Source organism: Flavobacterium sp. WG21 (assembly GCF_000335775.1).
GTDB lineage: Bacteria > Bacteroidota > Bacteroidia > Flavobacteriales > Flavobacteriaceae > Flavobacterium > Flavobacterium tructae.
This window is the reverse complement of sequence record NZ_AMYW01000031.1, coordinates 46822-64114: the sequence shown is the minus strand read 5'-3', so window position 1 is coordinate 64114 and position 17293 is coordinate 46822. Positions and strand designations below refer to the sequence as shown.

The 17293-nt window shown below is 35.7% G+C and carries 14 protein-coding genes; 8 read left to right on the top strand and 6 right to left on the bottom strand.

The features are described from left to right. Window positions 1-95: 95 nt before the first annotated feature. Window positions 96-1049 carry an HlyD family secretion protein gene (locus C245_RS0118620; RefSeq protein ID WP_017498128.1) on the top strand — a complete coding sequence of 318 codons (954 nt, stop codon included), beginning with the start codon at window positions 96-98 and terminating at the stop codon, window positions 1047-1049. A 2-nt stretch (window positions 1050-1051) separates the two neighbouring features. Then, entirely contained in the window at window positions 1052-2209 is a 1158-nt protein-coding gene (locus C245_RS0118615) for an ABC transporter permease (RefSeq protein ID WP_017498127.1), read from the top strand. 77 nt (window positions 2210-2286) lie between these two features. On the opposite strand, the gene C245_RS0118610 is transcribed toward C245_RS0118615, so the two are convergent. The 3 genes from C245_RS0118610 to C245_RS0118600 form a co-directional block, all read right to left on the bottom strand. Continuing rightward, window positions 2287-3921 (bottom strand): ABC-F family ATP-binding cassette domain-containing protein, encoded by a 1635-nt coding sequence (locus C245_RS0118610; RefSeq protein ID WP_017498126.1) that lies wholly within the window; start codon window positions 3919-3921, stop codon window positions 2287-2289. Window positions 3922-4184: 263 nt separating this feature from the next. Further along, window positions 4185-5360, bottom strand: coding sequence for a GlmU family protein (locus C245_RS0118605; RefSeq protein ID WP_017498125.1), 1176 nt, complete (start codon window positions 5358-5360; stop codon window positions 4185-4187). 294 nt (window positions 5361-5654) lie between these two features. After that, window positions 5655-5909 carry a type B 50S ribosomal protein L31 gene (locus C245_RS0118600; RefSeq protein WP_008464817.1) on the bottom strand — a complete coding sequence of 85 codons (255 nt, stop codon included), beginning with the start codon at window positions 5907-5909 and terminating at the stop codon, window positions 5655-5657. A gap of 262 nt (window positions 5910-6171) precedes the next feature. On the opposite strand from C245_RS0118600, the gene C245_RS23265 reads away from it, so the two are divergent. The 6 genes from C245_RS23265 (at window position 6172) to C245_RS0118570 (ending at window position 13229) form a co-directional block, all read left to right on the top strand. Further along, entirely contained in the window at window positions 6172-6681 is a 510-nt protein-coding gene (locus tag C245_RS23265) for a DUF4199 domain-containing protein (RefSeq protein ID WP_017498124.1), read from the top strand. A 30-nt stretch (window positions 6682-6711) separates the two neighbouring features. Further along, a complete protein-coding gene (locus tag C245_RS0118590; RefSeq protein ID WP_017498123.1) occupies window positions 6712-7668 on the top strand; it encodes a glycosyltransferase family 2 protein in 957 nt (318 codons plus the stop codon). Between the two features lie 128 nt (window positions 7669-7796). Beyond that, the gene (locus C245_RS0118585; protein WP_017498122.1) at window positions 7797-9524 is read left to right on the top strand and encodes a phospho-sugar mutase; all 1728 of its coding nucleotides are present in this window, start codon (window positions 7797-7799) and stop codon (window positions 9522-9524) included. A gap of 4 nt (window positions 9525-9528) precedes the next feature. Beyond that, window positions 9529-10569 carry a YhcG family protein gene (locus C245_RS0118580; RefSeq protein ID WP_017498121.1) on the top strand — a complete coding sequence of 347 codons (1041 nt, stop codon included), beginning with the start codon at window positions 9529-9531 and terminating at the stop codon, window positions 10567-10569. After that, window positions 10566-12395 (top strand): ABC transporter ATP-binding protein, encoded by a 1830-nt coding sequence (locus C245_RS0118575; protein WP_026110150.1) that lies wholly within the window; start codon window positions 10566-10568, stop codon window positions 12393-12395. Before C245_RS0118580 ends, C245_RS0118575 begins: the two co-directional genes overlap by 4 nt. A gap of 132 nt (window positions 12396-12527) precedes the next feature. Next, complete coding sequence (locus C245_RS0118570) at window positions 12528-13229, top strand: hypothetical protein (protein WP_017498118.1); 702 nt, start codon at window positions 12528-12530, stop codon at window positions 13227-13229. Between the two features lie 194 nt (window positions 13230-13423). Here C245_RS0118570 and C245_RS0118565 read toward each other — a convergent pair whose 3' ends face one another. Genes C245_RS0118565 through C245_RS0118555 form a run of 3 tightly spaced genes read right to left on the bottom strand, consistent with a single transcriptional unit; the run spans window position 13424 to window position 17242 of the window. Next, window positions 13424-14146, bottom strand: coding sequence for a hypothetical protein (locus tag C245_RS0118565; RefSeq protein WP_017498117.1), 723 nt, complete (start codon window positions 14144-14146; stop codon window positions 13424-13426). Window positions 14147-14192: 46 nt separating this feature from the next. Continuing rightward, the gene (locus C245_RS0118560) at window positions 14193-14828 is read right to left on the bottom strand and encodes a hypothetical protein (RefSeq protein ID WP_017498116.1); all 636 of its coding nucleotides are present in this window, start codon (window positions 14826-14828) and stop codon (window positions 14193-14195) included. Beyond that, window positions 14825-17242, bottom strand: coding sequence for a carboxypeptidase-like regulatory domain-containing protein (locus C245_RS0118555; RefSeq protein WP_017498115.1), 2418 nt, complete (start codon window positions 17240-17242; stop codon window positions 14825-14827). The genes C245_RS0118560 and C245_RS0118555 overlap by 4 nt, the downstream gene beginning before the upstream one ends. Window positions 17243-17293 lie beyond the last annotated feature (51 nt).

The following is a 17293-nucleotide window of genomic DNA, read 5'->3' as shown; positions in this document are numbered from 1 at the left end:
CCACCACTTTAATTGAACAGAGACTTGCCGCTATTGAAACCATAATTGCCACTGGCGATCTGTCGAAAAAACTATCCAAATAAAAGTTCTGTTTTATGAAAAAAGCAATCATTAGCACCGCAATCATTTTTCTTTTCATAGCCTGTCAAAAGACAGAAAAAGGAAATTTAATTCAGGGAAAAATAGAAAAAGAACAAATTGCCGTTGTGAGTAAAATTCCGGGCAAGATTTTAAAAATATGGGTCAAAGAAGGCGATTTGGTTCAAAAAGGAGACACGCTCGCTGTTTTAGATATTCCTGAGGTAGACGCTAAAAAAAGCCAGGCCGAAGGAGCTGTTGTCTCCGCAAAGGCACAATACAAAATGGCTGTAAAAGGAGCCACCGAAAACCAAATCAAGCAATTGGAAGCTAAAAGAACGGGACTGAAAGAACAATACGAATTTGCTCAAAAATCGATCAGACGACTGACCAACATGCTTAAAGATTCTCTCATATCACAGCAAACTTACGATGAAACCTTTGCCAAATATCAGGGCGCACAAGCACAATACAATGCTGTTGTCGCAGAATTAGACGATGCTAAAAAAGGAGCCCGAATCGAACAGCAAACAATGGCACTTGGACAACAGGACCGGGCGCTTGGAGCGTTGCAGGAAGTAGAAACCGCCAACAAGGAACGCTACATCATTGCTCCTCAAAATATGAGTATCGAAACCATCACCTTAAATCTTGGCGAACTGGCCCTACCCGGTTATACTTTATTCAATGGTTATATCGACAACAGTATCTATTTTCGTTTTACGATTCCTGAAAATCAATTGGGAGAATTTAAAAAAGGACAGGAAATTACCGTTCATGTTCCCTATAAAAAAGAAAACATTAAAGGGAAAATCTCAACGATAAAACAACTGGGAGCCTACGGAAATATTGCTACAGCTTACCCTGACTATGAAATGCAGGAGAGCTTGTTTGAAATAAAAATAACACCTGTTAATATGGAGCAAACCAAGGATCTGATTACGAAAACGACTGTCACCTTATCTCATTAACTATGCAAAATTTCTTTTCATTGCTTAAACGGGAATTTCAATTGTTCTGGAAAAACAAAGTCCTGAGAATCCTTTTTATCGGTGCACCTATTTTATATGGTGTTTTATTAGGCTACGTTTACGGAAAGGGCAAAGTTACCGACTTACCCATTCTTGTAGTCGATCAGGACCGTTCTGAACTAAGCTCAAAAGCGATCCAGATGTTTGAAGACAACGAAGTATTATCCGTCTCCTCCATTTTATACGACCAGAACAATCTTTCTAAACTTGCCATACAAAAAGACGCCACTTGTGTGGTTATCATTCCGAAAGATTTTGAGAAAATGACGCTCACCAAAAAATATCCTGAAATTACAACGATCGTTAACACCTCTAATGTACTCACTGCTAACTATGCCTCAACAGCCATACAAATTTGTTTGGGCACTTTAAAGGCCGGCGTTCAGATCGAAACCTTAAGAAAACAAGGAGTTCCGGAAAACTTGCTTGCCTCACAATACGAACCCTTCAAAACTACATTTATCAAAAAATACAACCGAAGTACTAATTATATGTATTTCCTCTGGCCGGGGGTTTTGGCGACCGTTCTTCAACAGGTCTTACTATTAGGACTGGCACTTTCATTTGCATCAGAATTTGAAAATGGAACTTTTAGAGACCTCGTAAAAAAATGCCCTTCTCTTCTGAAAATGCTCGCAGTAAAAATAATCCCTTACCTGATCATGAGCTTTGGAATCTGGATCATTTACTGGCTTTTCACTTTGTGGTTCCGACTTCCCTTTTACGAAAACTTAGCGCCCCTTACTTTTATTGCCGGAATTTTTGTACTGGCGGCTTCTTTCATCGGAATTCTGGTCAGCATCGTAGTTCCGAATCAGTTAAAAGCAACCGAGATTTTAATGGTAATAGCCACACCAAGCTTTATCCTAAGCGGTTTTACCTGGCCCTTAAGTCAGATGCCACAGACTATACAAGCCATTGCCAATGTAATTCCGCTCACCCATTTTTTAAAGGCTTTCAGAATACTGATTATAGAGAACGGTACATTTTCACAAACCACAGCTTCTATCCGCAACATGATCATCATTGGACTCGTGTGTGCCGTAGCTGCCTACATTGCCTTGTACTTCAAAAAGAAAGAAGCCCTTAAGGAAATTTAATTCCTTCGCTACAAGACATAAAAAAAAGCACAGAAAATTCAATTTCTGTGCTTTTGTATCTTAAGAGTAAACGAAAATTACTTTTCGATTTCTCGCATAGAATCCATTTTCTTATGTGCCAGGAATCCTGCAACATCTTCAAAGTGCTCTTTTACACGTTTGTTTCCAAATTCAAACACTTTAGTCGCTAAACCGTCAAGGAAATCACGGTCGTGAGAAACTAAAATTAAAGTTCCGTCGAAATCACGTAAGGCATCTTTAATAATATCTTTGGTTTTCATGTCCAGGTGATTCGAAGGCTCATCAAGAATCAATAAGTTTACAGGCTCTAACAATAATTTAATCATTGCCAGACGAGTTTTTTCTCCTCCTGAAAGCACTTTTACCTTTTTGGTAATATCATCTCCCTGGAACATAAACGCTCCCAGAATATTTTTAATCTGAGTACGGATATCTCCTACTGCAATAGCATCAATCGTTTCAAAAATAGTAGCATTCTCATCTAGTAATGACGCTTGGTTTTGTGCAAAATATCCAATTTGTGCGTTATGTCCAATCTCAACACTTCCGGAATCAACACCAATTTCTTTCATGATCGCTTTGATCATAGTCGATTTTCCTTCTCCATTTTTCCCCACAAATGCTACTTTCTGACCACGTTCGATTACAACATTAGCATCTTTAAACACCACATGGTCTCCATAAGCCTTAGACATTTCTTTTACAATAACAGGGTATTGCCCGGAACGTGCCGCTGGCGGGAATTTCAAACGTAATGCAGAAGTATCTACTTCATCAACCTGAACAATTTCAAGTTTCTCCAGCATTTTTACACGAGACTGAACGGCGTCTGTTTTTGAGAATGTTCCTTTAAAACGATCAATAAAAGCTCTGTTATCAGCAATCATTTTTTGCTGTTCATCGTATGCTTTTTGTTGATGTATACGACGGTCTTTTCTCAATTCTAAATAATGAGAATATTTTGCTTTGTAATCATAAATCCTTCCCATGGTCACCTCAATAGTACGATTCGTAATATTATCTACGAATGCTCTATCGTGCGAAATCACAACTACTGCTTTTGCCGAATTAACCAAAAACTCTTCCAACCATTGAATACTTTCAATATCCATGTGATTAGTTGGCTCATCCAGTAAAATCAAATCCGGTTTTTGAAGAAGAATTTTAGCCAATTCGATACGCATTCTCCATCCTCCTGAAAATTCAGATGTCTGACGAGTAAAATCTTCGCGCTCAAAACCTAAACCTGTTAATATTTTTTCAACTTCGGCTTCGTAATTTACTTCTTCGATCGCATAGTATTTCTCACTTAAATCTGAAACTCTCTCGATTAATTTCATGTAAGCATCACTTTCATAATCGGTACGAACCGTTAATTGCTCGTTGATTTCATCGATTTCAGCTTTCATTTTAAAAATTTCTCCAAAAGCCTTAGAAGCTTCTTCCATTACAGTCGAGCCATCTTTTGTTAACAAATGCTGAGGCAAATAAGCCACAACAGCATCTTTCGGAGTCGAAACACTTCCGGTAGAAGGTTTACTTTGACCGGCAATTATTTTTAAAAGTGTCGATTTTCCCGCACCATTTTTACCCATAAGGGCAATTTTATCATTTTCATTGATAGCAAAAGAAACATCGCTAAATAATGTAGTTCCACCAAACTGAACCGAAATATCGTTAACTGTAATCATTATCTTCTGTGAATTTGTTTAATCGGTTAATCGTTTATTTAATAACCCATTTTTTTCGTGGTGCAAAGATAGATTAATTAGATAATTAGGCAATTAGATTGTTGGATTTTTAGACTTCTTAGATTATTAGACCATTGGTTTCTCCAATTTCAAATTAAAAGAAAAGCTTCGCAGAGTATAAATCTGCGAAGCTTTTAAATAAATTATCTTATAGTCGTAAAATCTAAATATTCTAAAGATCTAAAAATCCAAGAAGTCTAAATTTAATCTTTCCTCCATTTTTTAGTTTCTTCAAAAATGTGTTCTAAGATTGAAGCTTCTGTTTCGTCAAATTCAATATTTCGGCGTCCCATAACTAATTTCGCTGTTTCAAAAGCTTTTTTAGTCACATAAGTTGTAAAACCGGCTGCCCCGCCCCAGGAAAAACTTGGAACAAAATTGCGTGGAAAACCGCTTCCGAAGATATTAGCACTTACTCCAACTACTGTTCCGGTATTGAACATGGTATTGATTCCACATTTACTGTGATCTCCCATCATTAAACCACAAAACTGAAGTCCGGTTTTAGCAAACCCTTCGGTTTCGTAGCTCCATAGTTTCACTTCTTCGTAATTGTTCTTCAGGTTCGAATTGTTGCTGTCGGCACCAATGTTACACCATTCGCCTAAAACAGAATCCCCTAAAAACCCATCATGACCTTTGTTTGAATTTGCAAAAAGCACCGAGTTCTTAACTTCTCCACCAATTCTCGATCCGGGACCTACTGTTGTAGCTCCGTAAACTTTGGCGTTTAGTTTCACCTGTGCATTCTCGCATAAAGCAAAAGGTCCGCGAATTACAGTCCCTTCCATAATCTCTGCATTCTTACCTATATATATAGGCCCATTAGAAGCATTCAGTGTTACGAACTCTAATTTTGCACCTTCTTCCAGAAATATATTTTCAGGAGCAATAACATTTACACTTTTCGGGATTGGCTGCGATTTTCTGTCTTCGGTCAAATACTGAAAATCTTCACGGATGGCAGCATCGTTTTTAGAAAAAATATCCCAAGTATGTTCTACGGTCAGACAAGCGTCATTGTATTGAATAATTTCATAGGAATCAAAATCAACTTCTTCCTGATTTTCATTCGTAAAAAAAGCAATTACATCATCCCCTTTAAAAATAGCCTGATTAGCCGTCAGATTCGAAACCATCTCAGCAAGTGCATCATTTGGTAAATACGCTGCATTGATCATTACATTTTCTTCCATTTCTACCATCGGAAATTTTTGCGATAAATAATCTTCGGTAATGGTAGTTATAGTCGAACCTAGACGTGCTTCCCATTTCTGGCGAATCGTCATAATTCCAATTAATATGTCGGCAACAGGTCTTGTAAAAGTAAAAGGTAATAATGCATTCCGGACGGGACCGTCAAAAAGAATGTAATTCATAAATAATTAAATTTGATACTTGTTAAAATCTTGATTTGGTTATCGGGTTCAAAGTTACAATTATTTTATTTGTGTCATTTGTACTGTAACAGATATAGTACGTTTTTTTTAACCGCTAAGTGCGCTAAGATTTTACGCAAAGTTCGCCAAGTTTTTTTTGCAGGTATGCCTTTTTAAAGGGACAAAGCTCGCAAAGCTTTGTAAACAGAGGCTTTACATGAAACCTTGTACTTGTTTCTATTAAATAAAAAAAGCCTCCCAAATGGAAGGCTTTTGTATAATTTTAAACCGCTATTATTTTTTAGCGTGTTTTGCATATTTAGTTTTGAATTTATCAATACGTCCTGCAGTATCGATAAGTTTAGATTTACCAGTATAAAATGGGTGAGATGTTCTAGAAATCTCCATTTTTACAACTGGATACTCAACTCCGTCAACTTCAATTGTTTCTTTTGTATCTGCAGTAGATTTAGTGATAAAAACTTCGTCATTTGACATGTCTTTAAATGCAACTAATCTGTAATTTTCTGGGTGAATTCCTTTTTTCATCTTTTTATTTTATTTATTGTTTAGAGCATTTTTATTTTGAAGCTTTTCCATGGTTAGAAAAAGGTGTAAACAACACTACTCTTTTTTTGTTTAAAACTTTTAATTATTTTTAAGTGCGCAAATTTACAACTTTTTTCGAATTAACAAATCTTTTAATCAATATTTTTAACGAGTCGGCGATTTGCATTAAAATTTTTAATATCTATCTGGTGTGTACTCGTAATTACTATATTTGTGGATTAATTTTAAAACATATAGAAATATGATCAATGAAGTTATTAAAAAGAATGGAATTACTTACGGTGTAATGATTGGAATTGCATCTGCATTATTTACTGCTACGATATACGCGATTGATCTGAATCTGTTCACAGCCTGGTGGATGGGTATCATAGGTATTGTAATTAGTTTGACAATCAGCATTGTTTTACTTTCTAAAACCAAGAAAGAATTAAAAGGAGTTTTCCCTTTCAAAGATGCTTTTACCACTTACTTTATAGCTGCTGTAATTGGGGTTCTAATTTCTACTTTATTTAATATTGTTTTATTTAACGTTATTGATCCGGGCGCAAAAGATACTTTAAACGAAATCATGATTAAATACACTGCAAACATGATGCAGAAATTTGGAGCTCCTGCTTCATCTATTAATGAAGCCATTAGCAAAATGAAAGAAAGCAGTCCTTACTCGACTTTTGAATTATTAAAGGGATCTGTTTTTGCAATTGTTATCAGTGCCATTTTTGGATTAATTTTCGCCGCATTTTTTTAAAAGCAAAACTACACAAGAATAAAAAAATAAATGAATTTATCTATACTTATACCGCTTCTTAATGAGGAGGAATCACTAAAAGAACTCTATTCGTGGATTATTAAAGTGATGCAATCTAACAATTACTCTTATGAAATCATTTTTGTGGATGATGGAAGTACAGATAATTCTTGGAATATCATTGAAAGTTTCTCTAACGAAAATCCGAATGTAAAAGGAATTCGTTTTATGAAAAACTTTGGAAAATCGCAGGCTCTGCATGCTGGTTTTGCCAAAGCACAAGGAGATGTTATCATCACCATGGATGCGGATTTACAAGATAGCCCGGATGAAATTCCGGGTTTATATGAAATGATCACAGTTCAAAAATTTGATTTGGTTTCAGGATGGAAAAAGAAACGTTACGATTCTGTTGTAGCAAAAAATCTTCCTTCAAAACTATTTAACTGGGCCGCCAGAAAAACTTCAGGTGTCGAGTTAAACGATTTCAACTGCGGACTGAAAGCTTATAAAAATGCAGTAGTTAAAAACGTTGAAGTTTCGGGCGAAATGCACCGTTACATTCCGGTTTTGGCCAAGAATGCCGGTTTTAATAAAATCGGAGAAAAAGTGGTTATTCATCAGGCCCGTAAATATGGTGAAACTAAATTTGGAATGGAACGTTTTATAAACGGCTTTCTTGATTTAATTACTATTTGGTTCTTATCCCGATTCGGCAAAAGACCTATGCACTTGTTTGGTGCCATTGGATCTTTGATGTTTATCATCGGATTTTTATTGGCTGGTTATATTGGAATTTCAAAATTATACCATATGTATAACGGAATGAAGTACAGCCTAATCACCAATAATCCATGGTTTTTCATTGCTTTGACTACCATGATACTGGGAACACAATTGTTCCTGGCTGGTTTTCTGGGTGAAATTATCCTGAGAACCAAAAATAACGAAGCTCGTTACAAAGTAGCCCGAGAGGTTAATTTTTAACGCAAAACCTTAGCCCCGATAGTAGTGAAAATCCTTTTTCTTTTTCCTTTAAAAAGAAAAAGATTGAAACGGATAGCGGGAATAAGCTCTATAAAAACTTATTATTTTAATACAAAAAGACACGAATGATGAATATAGCGCCTAATATTCTAAATGCAGTAAACGAATGGCTAACCCCTACATTTGACAGCGAAACGCAAGCTGCTGTTAAAGAATTAATGACCACCTCACCAAAGGAACTAGAGGAAAGTTTTTATAAAAATCTGGAATTTGGAACTGGTGGAATGCGTGGTGTGATGGGTGTTGGAAGCAACCGAATTAACAAATACACCCTTGGAAAAAACACTCAGGGTTTATCTGATTATTTACATATTGCGTTCCCAAATCAACCTTTAAAAGTAGTCATTGCGTATGATTGTCGTCACAACAGCAATACCTTAGCAAAGGTTGTTGCAGATGTTTTTTCGGCAAACGGAATTCACGTGTATTTATTTTCAGATTTGCGTCCAACTCCGGAATTATCATTTGCTCTTAAATATTTAGGCTGCCAATGCGGAATTGTATTAACTGCTTCTCACAACCCACCGGAATATAACGGCTATAAAGTATACTGGGAAGATGGCGGACAAATTGTACCTCCACAGGACAATGCAATTATCAACACTATTGAAAATTTAACTTACGATAAAATTAAATTTAAAGCTAACGAAAGTCTGATCGAGTATATCGACACTGAACTTGACAAAGCTTTTGTAAAATCGTCTATCGAAAACGCAAGCTTTAATACTCCTGCTAAAGCAAAAGACAATCTACATATTGTTTTTACTTCTTTACACGGAACCTCTATAAAATCTATTCCTGATACTTTATCGCAGGCAGGTTATAAAAACGTACACATCGTACCGGAACAAGCTATTCCTGATGGAAATTTTCCAACGGTAAAATCTCCAAATCCTGAAGAACCTGAAGCTTTAACTATGGCTCTGGCTTTGGCTGATAAAACGAATTCAGACATTGTAATCGGAACAGATCCTGATTGCGATCGTCTTGGTGTTGCTGTTAGAAACAACGAAGGCAAATTGATTTTATTAAACGGAAATCAGACCATGGTTATGATGACTGCTTTCTTATTGAAACAATGGAAAAAAGCAGGTAAAATTAACGGAAAACAATTTATTGGATCTACTATTGTTTCCACTCCGATGATGATGGAATTAGCCACTAATTATGGTGTTGAATGCAAAGTAGGATTGACAGGTTTTAAATGGATTGCCAAAATGATCAAAGATTTCCCTCAACTTCAATTTATTGGAGGTGGTGAAGAAAGCTTTGGTTTCATGGTTGGTGATGCCGTAAGAGACAAAGATGCCGTTGCTGCAACCTTATTAATCTGTGAAGTTGCCGCTCAGGCAAAAGCAGCAGGAAGCAGTGTTTACAAAGAGCTTCTACAACTTTATGTTGAAAACGGTTTCTATAAAGAACATTTGATTTCTTTAACCAAAAAAGGAATGCAGGGTCTGGAGGAAATCAATCAAATGATGATCAGCCTGCGTAACAATCCGTTAAAAGAAATCAGCGGACAGCGTGTGATCATGATGGAAGACTACCAGACATCAATTGCTTTGAATTTATTGACCGGAGAAGAATCAGTAATGGATATTCCAAAATCAAATGTATTGATTTATTATACTGAAGACGGTTCTAAAATTTGCGCAAGACCAAGCGGAACTGAGCCTAAAATTAAATTCTACATTAGTGTTAATGCACAGTTGGATACCGTTGAGGATTTTGATGCGGCAGAAAGCTACCTGGACGAAAAGATACAAAGCATTATTGCAGGTATGCAATTGAAATAAAACAATGAGTGACAAGCCTGACACAAATGACAAGCCTGAACTATTAGATTCAATCATTGGACTAATAGATCAGACACGTCATTTTGTTGCCAAAACGGTTAATCAGGAATTAACGCTCTTATACTGGAAGATTGGAAAAACAATCAATGAAGAGATTTTAAAAAATGATCGGGCTGATTATGGAAAGAGACTTATTCAGAATCTAAGCATTAATCTTTCAAACAGATACGGAACTGGTTTCAACAAAAGAAACCTACATAGTTTCATCAAATTAAACACTGTAATACAAGACTTTACAATTGTGCACACAGTGTGTGCACAATTGACCTGGTCTCATATCAGATCATTAATTTACATTGAAGATGATATAAAACGTGAATTTTACATCCAAATGAGTATTCACGAAAGATGGAGTGTTCGAACTCTACAAGAACGTATGGACAGCATGCTTTTTGAAAGAACAGCTATCAGCAAAAGACCGGAAGAAACAATCGTTAATGATTTAGCTTTACTGAAAAACGAAAAACAAATTAGTCCGGACTTAACTTTTCGCGATCCGTATTTCTTAGATTTCTTAGGATTACATGATACTTATTCCGAAAAAGACTTAGAAAGTTCCATCTTAGCTCAATTACAAAACTTCATCACAGAGATGGGTAGTGAATTTGCTTTTCTAGCCCGTCAAAAAAGAATTACTATTGATGATGAAGATTTTTATATTGATTTACTTTTTTACCATAGGGGATTAAAATCTCTGGTCGCTATCGATCTAAAACTAGGAAAATTTAAAGCCGGCTATAAAGGCCAAATGGAATTGTATTTACGCTGGTTAGAGAAAAACGAACAAAAAGAAGGAGAAAACAAACCAATTGGATTAATTTTATGCAGTGAAAAATCACCCGAACAGATTAATTATCTAATGCTGGATAATGACAAACAAATCAAAGTCTCAGCCTATTTAACCCAATTACCTGAAAAAAAATTATTATTAGAAAAGCTAGAAAAAGCAATTGCCATAGCAGAAAATAACATCAAAAATAAATGAGTAATTTCAAAAAAATAGTTCCTTTTATATATCCGTATAAAAGATATGCATTCTTAAATATCTTTTTTAATATTTTGTATGCACTTTTTAGCACGCTTTCTTTCATGGCATTAATTCCGATGCTTCAGGTTTTGTTTGACAAAACGAAGAAGAATTATGTGATGCCAACTTATGACGGAATTACCCATGCAAAAGAATTTGCCGAAAACTACCTAAGCTATTACATTACAAAGAATACCGATCCTAATAATCCCGGATTTATACTTTCTGTGATGGTGGCACTTATTATTTCGATATTCTTATTGAAAAATTTAGCCGACTATCTCGCTATGTTTTTCATTAATTTTTTGCGAAATGGTGTATTACGAGACATGCGAAATGCATTGTATAAAAAAACACTGGAATTGCCTTTGGCTTTTTATTCTGAAAAAAGAAAAGGAGATGTTATCTCCCGAATTTCTGCCGATGTCAATGAGGTTCAGACTTCGTTTTTAGCGATCTTAGAACTTATCGTAAAAGAGCCTTTAACTATTGTTTTTACGATATGTGCTATGTTAATCATCAGCGCTAAACTTACCCTGTTTGTATTTGTTTTTATTCCTGTTTCGGGATATATTATCTCCTTAATCGGAAAACAATTAAAGAAACAATCGGGTAAAGCTCAACAGGAACAAGGCAGCTTTTTATCTACTATCGAAGAAACGATTGGTGGTTTAAAAGTGGTAAAAGGATACAATGCTGAGAATTACTTTAACACTATCTTTCAAAATTCAACGGAACGTTTTTTCAAACTGTCCAATAGTATTGGAAATCGCCAGAACTTAGCATCGCCTGCCAGTGAATTTATGGGTATCACCGTAATTGCCATATTGCTTTGGTATGGAGGTCAAATGGTTCTGATTGAAAAAACACTCGACGGCCCATCTTTTATTGCCTATATGGGATTAGCTTATAACATTTTAACTCCAGCAAAAGCAATCTCTAAAGCTTCTTACGGGGTAAAAAGAGGAAACGCCGCTGCAGAACGTGTTCTTGAAATTTTAGAACAGGAAAATACCATTACCTCTAAAGACAAAGCAGTTGAAAAAACATCGTTCGACAGTAACATCAGTGTTCAAAATATCAACTTTAAATACGAAGACGAAACGGTTCTGAAAGACTTTTCTCTTGACATTAAAAAAGGACAAACTGTTGCACTTGTTGGACAATCCGGTAGTGGAAAAAGCACAATTGCCAATTTGTTAACCCGTTTTTATGATGTAAACGAAGGAACAATTTCAATTGACGGCATCAATATTAAAGACATGAACTTACAGTCGCTTCGTAGTTTGATGGGACTGGTAACACAGGACAGTATTTTATTCAATGATACCATCAAAGCCAATATCGCCTTAGGAAAACTCGACGCGACAGACGATGAAATTATCGAGGCATTAAAAATTGCAAATGCCTTTGAATTTGTAAAAGAACTTCCTTTAGGCATTTACACCAATATTGGAGACAGCGGAAACAAACTTTCAGGAGGACAAAAACAACGATTATCAATTGCCCGAGCGGTCTTGAAAAACCCGCCAATTATGATTTTGGATGAAGCCACATCGGCATTGGATACTGAAAGCGAGAAATTTGTTCAGGTGGCTTTAGAAAACATGATGCAAAACAGAACTTCGATTGTAATTGCTCACCGACTTTCAACCATTCAGAAAGCAGATCTAATTGTTGTTATGCAAAAAGGAAAAATCGTAGAACAAGGAACACATGAAGAGCTGATTGCGCATAACGGAACCTACAACAAACTGGTGACCATGCAGTCTTTCGAGTCCTAAACATAAGCAGACAGGTTTAGCCACAAATTATACAGATTACCACAGATTATTTTTCTCTCAACGAATTAAAATCTTATATTTATCTGTATAATTTGTGGCTTTTTTATTTCGAATAATCTTAAATCCGTAAAAATGTACCTTAATAATTCAAACATAAAACTTCCGGATGACCCGGATACAATTGTCTGGAAATACTTAGACTTATCTAAATTCCTTGATTTATTAATGTCCAAAAAACTATTCATGTCTCGTTCTGACAAGTTTGAGGATCAGTACGAGGGTACTTTTAGCGAGCCAACCTTTGAAGAGATAAAAAAACTAGCCATAGACAATCCTGATTTCTTAAACTACTACAAAACCCATCGCGAACAGGTAGCCATAAGCAGCTGGCACATCAACGAATATGAATCGTTTGCTATGTGGCAGATTTTCACCAAAAACAATGAGGGTCTAGCTATTCAGTCTACCATAGGAAGATTACAGAATGCTGTAAAACCGGAAAACAATTACGATCAATACATTGGCGAGGTAAATTATATCGACTACAAAAAAGAGTACATTCCGTTTGATGATTTATTTTTTCCCTTTTTATTTAAGCGCAAAAGCTTTCAGTACGAAAGAGAAGTTCGAATTCTTACCGATACTTCAAAAAGTGACATTAAACTAAACGATGGCTTAAAAATCAATGTTGACCTAAAGCAATTGATCGAAAAGATTTACATTCATCCAAAATCTGAAAACTGGTACAAAAAACTGGTAATCGATTTAACGGAACGCCTGGGATTTGATCTTGATATCGAGAAATCGGATCTGGAAAGTGATATTTTGATATAGGTTTTTTTAAGGTGCTGAGATTCTGAGGTGCTAAGGTTCTAAGTTTTTTTGCCACAGATTGCACAGATGAAAAGGATTTTACACATCATCTAAAAGAAAAAAAGGTTTTTAAAAATTAAGTAAATTAATTTTTAAAAACCTTTTTTCTGGTTCAAAAATCTTAGGATCTTAGAATCTCAGCACCTTAGAACCTCCTAAATAGGTTTATAACTCTTCACTTCCCATTTTTTTGAAGCTAAGTCAATATAATTGTAATGTAAAACATCATTTTTATCAAACTGTCCATTTTGGTTCGTATCTTCAATCGTTCTGAAATACAAACGATTTCTTGATTCGATTAAATTCCAGTCTACCAATTCCTGAAAGTCTTCTGAAATTTTAGTAAAACGCTCACCGCTGATATTACTTAAATACAAGGTCTTAATATCACTGGTGTCAATTTTACCATCTTTATTGGTATCTGAGTCGGCCAGAGTATAGACCATAATCTGATTCTGTGTTTTATCAGCAACCGTTTTTAAATAAGTAGCCGTCAAAATCAGGGCTGGTTTATCTGTCAAAGGACGTATGGAATCTGAATCAACTTTCTGAAACTTCAGGTTCTGCAAATAACCCGTGATTTCAAATTCTCCTAAATTAGAGATTGTAAAACTTACATCATTTACACTCGAAGAGCCATAACGGGCTTTTGTTCCTTTTTCAAAAACACGCAAGTCTCCAACCGGATGAATCAAATAACTTGTTCCTTCCATTTGAATAGGCAAATCGGCTATTTCAATCTGCGTAGAATCTGTTTTTGCAACAGTATTCGTTTTACTGGCGGTATCGTAAATTACTTTCGGTTTCTTCACTTCATCTTTACAACTTGTAAGTGTTCCGATGATTGCCAGAGCTATATAGGTTAAAGATTTTTTCATGTATGCTAATTCTATTAGGATATCAAATATAGTATTTTTGATTGTATTATCTAGTTTTATTGATTTTTACTAGTATAAAGATATTAAGTAACACAATGCCTAGATAACCTATAAATATGCCCCATTGCTGTTTTAGGAAAGAAACCTGAAAAACATCAAGTTCGCTTCTTTTACCTTCTTCCTCTATTCTAATTGTATTTTCTCTCGAATACTTAGGGGTCCCGCAAAAAAACCGACGATCTTTTTTTGGCCTTGATTTAGCACTCGTTAGTACATATATATCATCTTTATATGGAGCCCAGGTTGGAACCTTCTCTAATTTCAAAATATCAATAACATCTACAAAAGTATTATAATCTATTTTTGAACCAAAATGAATTTTCGCTCCATTCACAGTATCATATTTCTTAACTAAATCCCGAACAAAACACCTTAGTTCCTGCAATTTTAGTTCTTGCGTTTTTTCACCATTAAAAATAAAATCTTTGTATTTTCTTAAGTCTTTAATTTTATATTTTTCAAATTCTTCTTTATCAGGAACTAAATAAATATCCAACACCCCATAAACCTTAAAAGCATCAACTTTATAAAAATGATAAAAACAAAACAAAGGGATTAAGATTAAAGAAATCATTCCCGGAACGTAAAAAATCTTCTTTCGTTTTTCACGTTTTGCAATCATAATCTCGCATTCAACTTCACATTAAAAACCCTCGAGGTCATATAATTTGGAATTGCATATTGATTTTTAGAATACACATCGCGAACCCAAGTATTGGTAATCGCATTTTGATTATTGAAAAGATTGAAAATTTCAACTCCAACAGACAATTCTTTAAAGTTCTTCAACCATTTAGCCTTAGCAACTTTCGTGTTCCCATCTACAAAAACTTTCGCAAAACCAACATCGGCTCTGCGATAATCATTCAATCTTCTTTGGTACAGATATGGATCTGAATAAGCCGGTGCTCCTCCGGGTAAACCGGTATTATAAACCAGATTCAAATACAACTTTACACTTGGAATACTTGGCATATAATCCTGAAACAACATCGCAAATTTCAATCGCTGATCTGTAGGTCTCGCGATATAACCTTTGTTTTCATAATTCTCTTCGGTTTTTAAATACCCAAAGCTAATCCATGATTCTGTTCCGGGTACAAACTCTCCATTCAGTCTGAAATCAACTCCTTGCGCATAAGCTTTTGCATTATTATTGGCAACATATCGAATTCTGACATTATCAATCGAATACACATTTACATCCGACAGCGATTTATAATAAAGTTCTGTAACCCATTTAAAAGGGCGGTTCCACATTTTAAAATTATAATCGTTCCCCAAAACGATATGAACAGATTCCTGCGCTTTCACATTTGGATTGACCACACCATTTAAATCTCTAAGTTCTCTATAAAAAGGGGGCTGATGGTACAATCCTCCGGAAAGTCGGAAGAGCATGTCCATATCCCAATCCGGTTTTAAAGCAAATTGGGCACGCGGACTGAAAACGGTTTGAGTCTTACCTTCAACAGCACTTCCTGAAACATTCCAACTCTGAAAACGAGCACCGAGATTGTACCAAACCTGACTGGATCCTATTTCTGATTTTTTATTCCATTGCGCATATCCCGAAAAGCGGTTTATGGTATTAAAATTTGTCGCCCGTACCTCCTGATACGGTAATAACGGTCCGGTATAAGGCTCATAAGGCTGATTGTTCTTTGGTAAAAAAGCGATTGGTGGATTAATCGAGAATCCAGCCGAATCAATCATCTCCCACTCTACAATTCGATCCCTAATTGATTCACGCGTATATTTCAAACCAAATTCCAGCTGACTGTCATTTTTCCATTCTTTAAAACCTTTAATCTCTATATTAGCAATTAAAGCATCCAAGTCATTTCGGGCATGGCTCAATTGCGAACCTATTCCACGAGTGAAATCAACATTTGAGGTATCTTCATTCTCTATACTGCCCAAACGATATTGTGCGAGAATATCAAAATGCTCCTGTTCTATGGTATGAAAAAGCGAACCAATTACTTTCAAAGTAAAAGTGGGTGAAGCTTTGTAAGTCGTTTTCAAGGCACCGAAATAGGTATTGTACTGATCCCGTTCCCTGCCGTCATAATACACGGCAAGTGCCATTGGCTGATCTATCGTCCCAAATTTTGTCTCACGGGTTAAAGGCTGATACAAATATTTATTTTGTGAGATATTACCTAAAAAGCTCATTTGCCATTTTGCAGAAATATCATAATTAACATTGGTCTGAATATCTGCAAAAGTTGGAGTATAATTTGTTTGCGTGTCCTGGCTATTCACCAACAAGCTATTATTTCTATAACGAACTCCGGTTACAGCCGACCATTTTTTATTCTTAGAAACAGCATCGACCGATATACTTCCTCCAAGCAAACTCGCTTCAAGCGAAGCGCCAAACTGCGTTGGTTTTCTGTAAGTGATGTCTAAAACAGAGGATAATTTATCTCCAAACTTTGCTTGAAATCCTCCTGCCGAAAAGTCAACATTCTGCACTAAATCGGTATTGGTAAAACTCAACCCTTCCTGTTGTCCGGAACGAATTAAAAACGGACGATAGACTTCAACCTCGTTCACATACACCAGATTTTCATCGTAATTCCCACCTCGAACCGCATATTGTGTACTCAGTTCATTATTGGAATTTACACCTGGTAATGTTTTCAAAATATTCTCGATTCCGGCATTGGCTCCCGGTATTTTCTTAATAGTAGCGACATCGACATTTGCGATACCCTGAATCCTCTTCTTACTTTTAGAAGAAACAAAAACTTCTCCCATTTGTTCTTCGGAACTGCTCATTAAGGGATTAAAAACGAAAATCTCATTTGAGGTTAAATGTACGGTCAGACTCATCATTTTTAAAGAAACGTGAGTAAAAATCAACGAAATCTTTTTACCTGACGGCACTATGATTTCATAAAAACCATTTGAATCAGATTGCGAAACATTCCCGGAAGAACTGATATTTACTCCAGCCACAGGACGTTTCTGTTCATCCAGAATAACACCTTTTACATGAGCCTTTTGAGCAAATGAAATACTGGTCATGCATAAAAAAAGGAAAACGGCTATTAACTTAATTTGATTCAAGTGTTTGGG

Excerpts from the sequence above, each read along its gene's own strand:
- C245_RS0118620 (WP_017498128.1), top strand. The coding sequence starts at position 96 with ATGAAAAAAGCAATCATTAGCACCGCAATCATTTTTCTTTTCATAGCC.
- C245_RS0118615 (WP_017498127.1), top strand. The coding sequence starts at position 1,052 with ATGCAAAATTTCTTTTCATTGCTTAAACGGGAATTTCAATTGTTCTGG.
- C245_RS0118610 (WP_017498126.1), bottom strand. The coding sequence starts at position 3,921 with ATGATTACAGTTAACGATATTTCGGTTCAGTTTGGTGGAACTACATTA.
- C245_RS0118605 (WP_017498125.1), bottom strand. The coding sequence starts at position 5,360 with ATGAATTACATTCTTTTTGACGGTCCCGTCCGGAATGCATTATTACCT.
- C245_RS0118600 (WP_008464817.1), bottom strand. The coding sequence starts at position 5,909 with ATGAAAAAAGGAATTCACCCAGAAAATTACAGATTAGTTGCATTTAAA.
- C245_RS23265 (WP_017498124.1), top strand. The coding sequence starts at position 6,172 with ATGATCAATGAAGTTATTAAAAAGAATGGAATTACTTACGGTGTAATG.
- C245_RS0118590 (WP_017498123.1), top strand. The coding sequence starts at position 6,712 with ATGAATTTATCTATACTTATACCGCTTCTTAATGAGGAGGAATCACTA.
- C245_RS0118585 (WP_017498122.1), top strand. The coding sequence starts at position 7,797 with ATGAATATAGCGCCTAATATTCTAAATGCAGTAAACGAATGGCTAACC.
- C245_RS0118580 (WP_017498121.1), top strand. The coding sequence starts at position 9,529 with ATGAGTGACAAGCCTGACACAAATGACAAGCCTGAACTATTAGATTCA.
- C245_RS0118575 (WP_026110150.1), top strand. The coding sequence starts at position 10,566 with ATGAGTAATTTCAAAAAAATAGTTCCTTTTATATATCCGTATAAAAGA.
- C245_RS0118570 (WP_017498118.1), top strand. The coding sequence starts at position 12,528 with ATGTACCTTAATAATTCAAACATAAAACTTCCGGATGACCCGGATACA.
- C245_RS0118565 (WP_017498117.1), bottom strand. The coding sequence starts at position 14,146 with ATGAAAAAATCTTTAACCTATATAGCTCTGGCAATCATCGGAACACTT.
- C245_RS0118560 (WP_017498116.1), bottom strand. The coding sequence starts at position 14,828 with ATGATTGCAAAACGTGAAAAACGAAAGAAGATTTTTTACGTTCCGGGA.
- C245_RS0118555 (WP_017498115.1), bottom strand. The coding sequence starts at position 17,242 with ATGACCAGTATTTCATTTGCTCAAAAGGCTCATGTAAAAGGTGTTATT.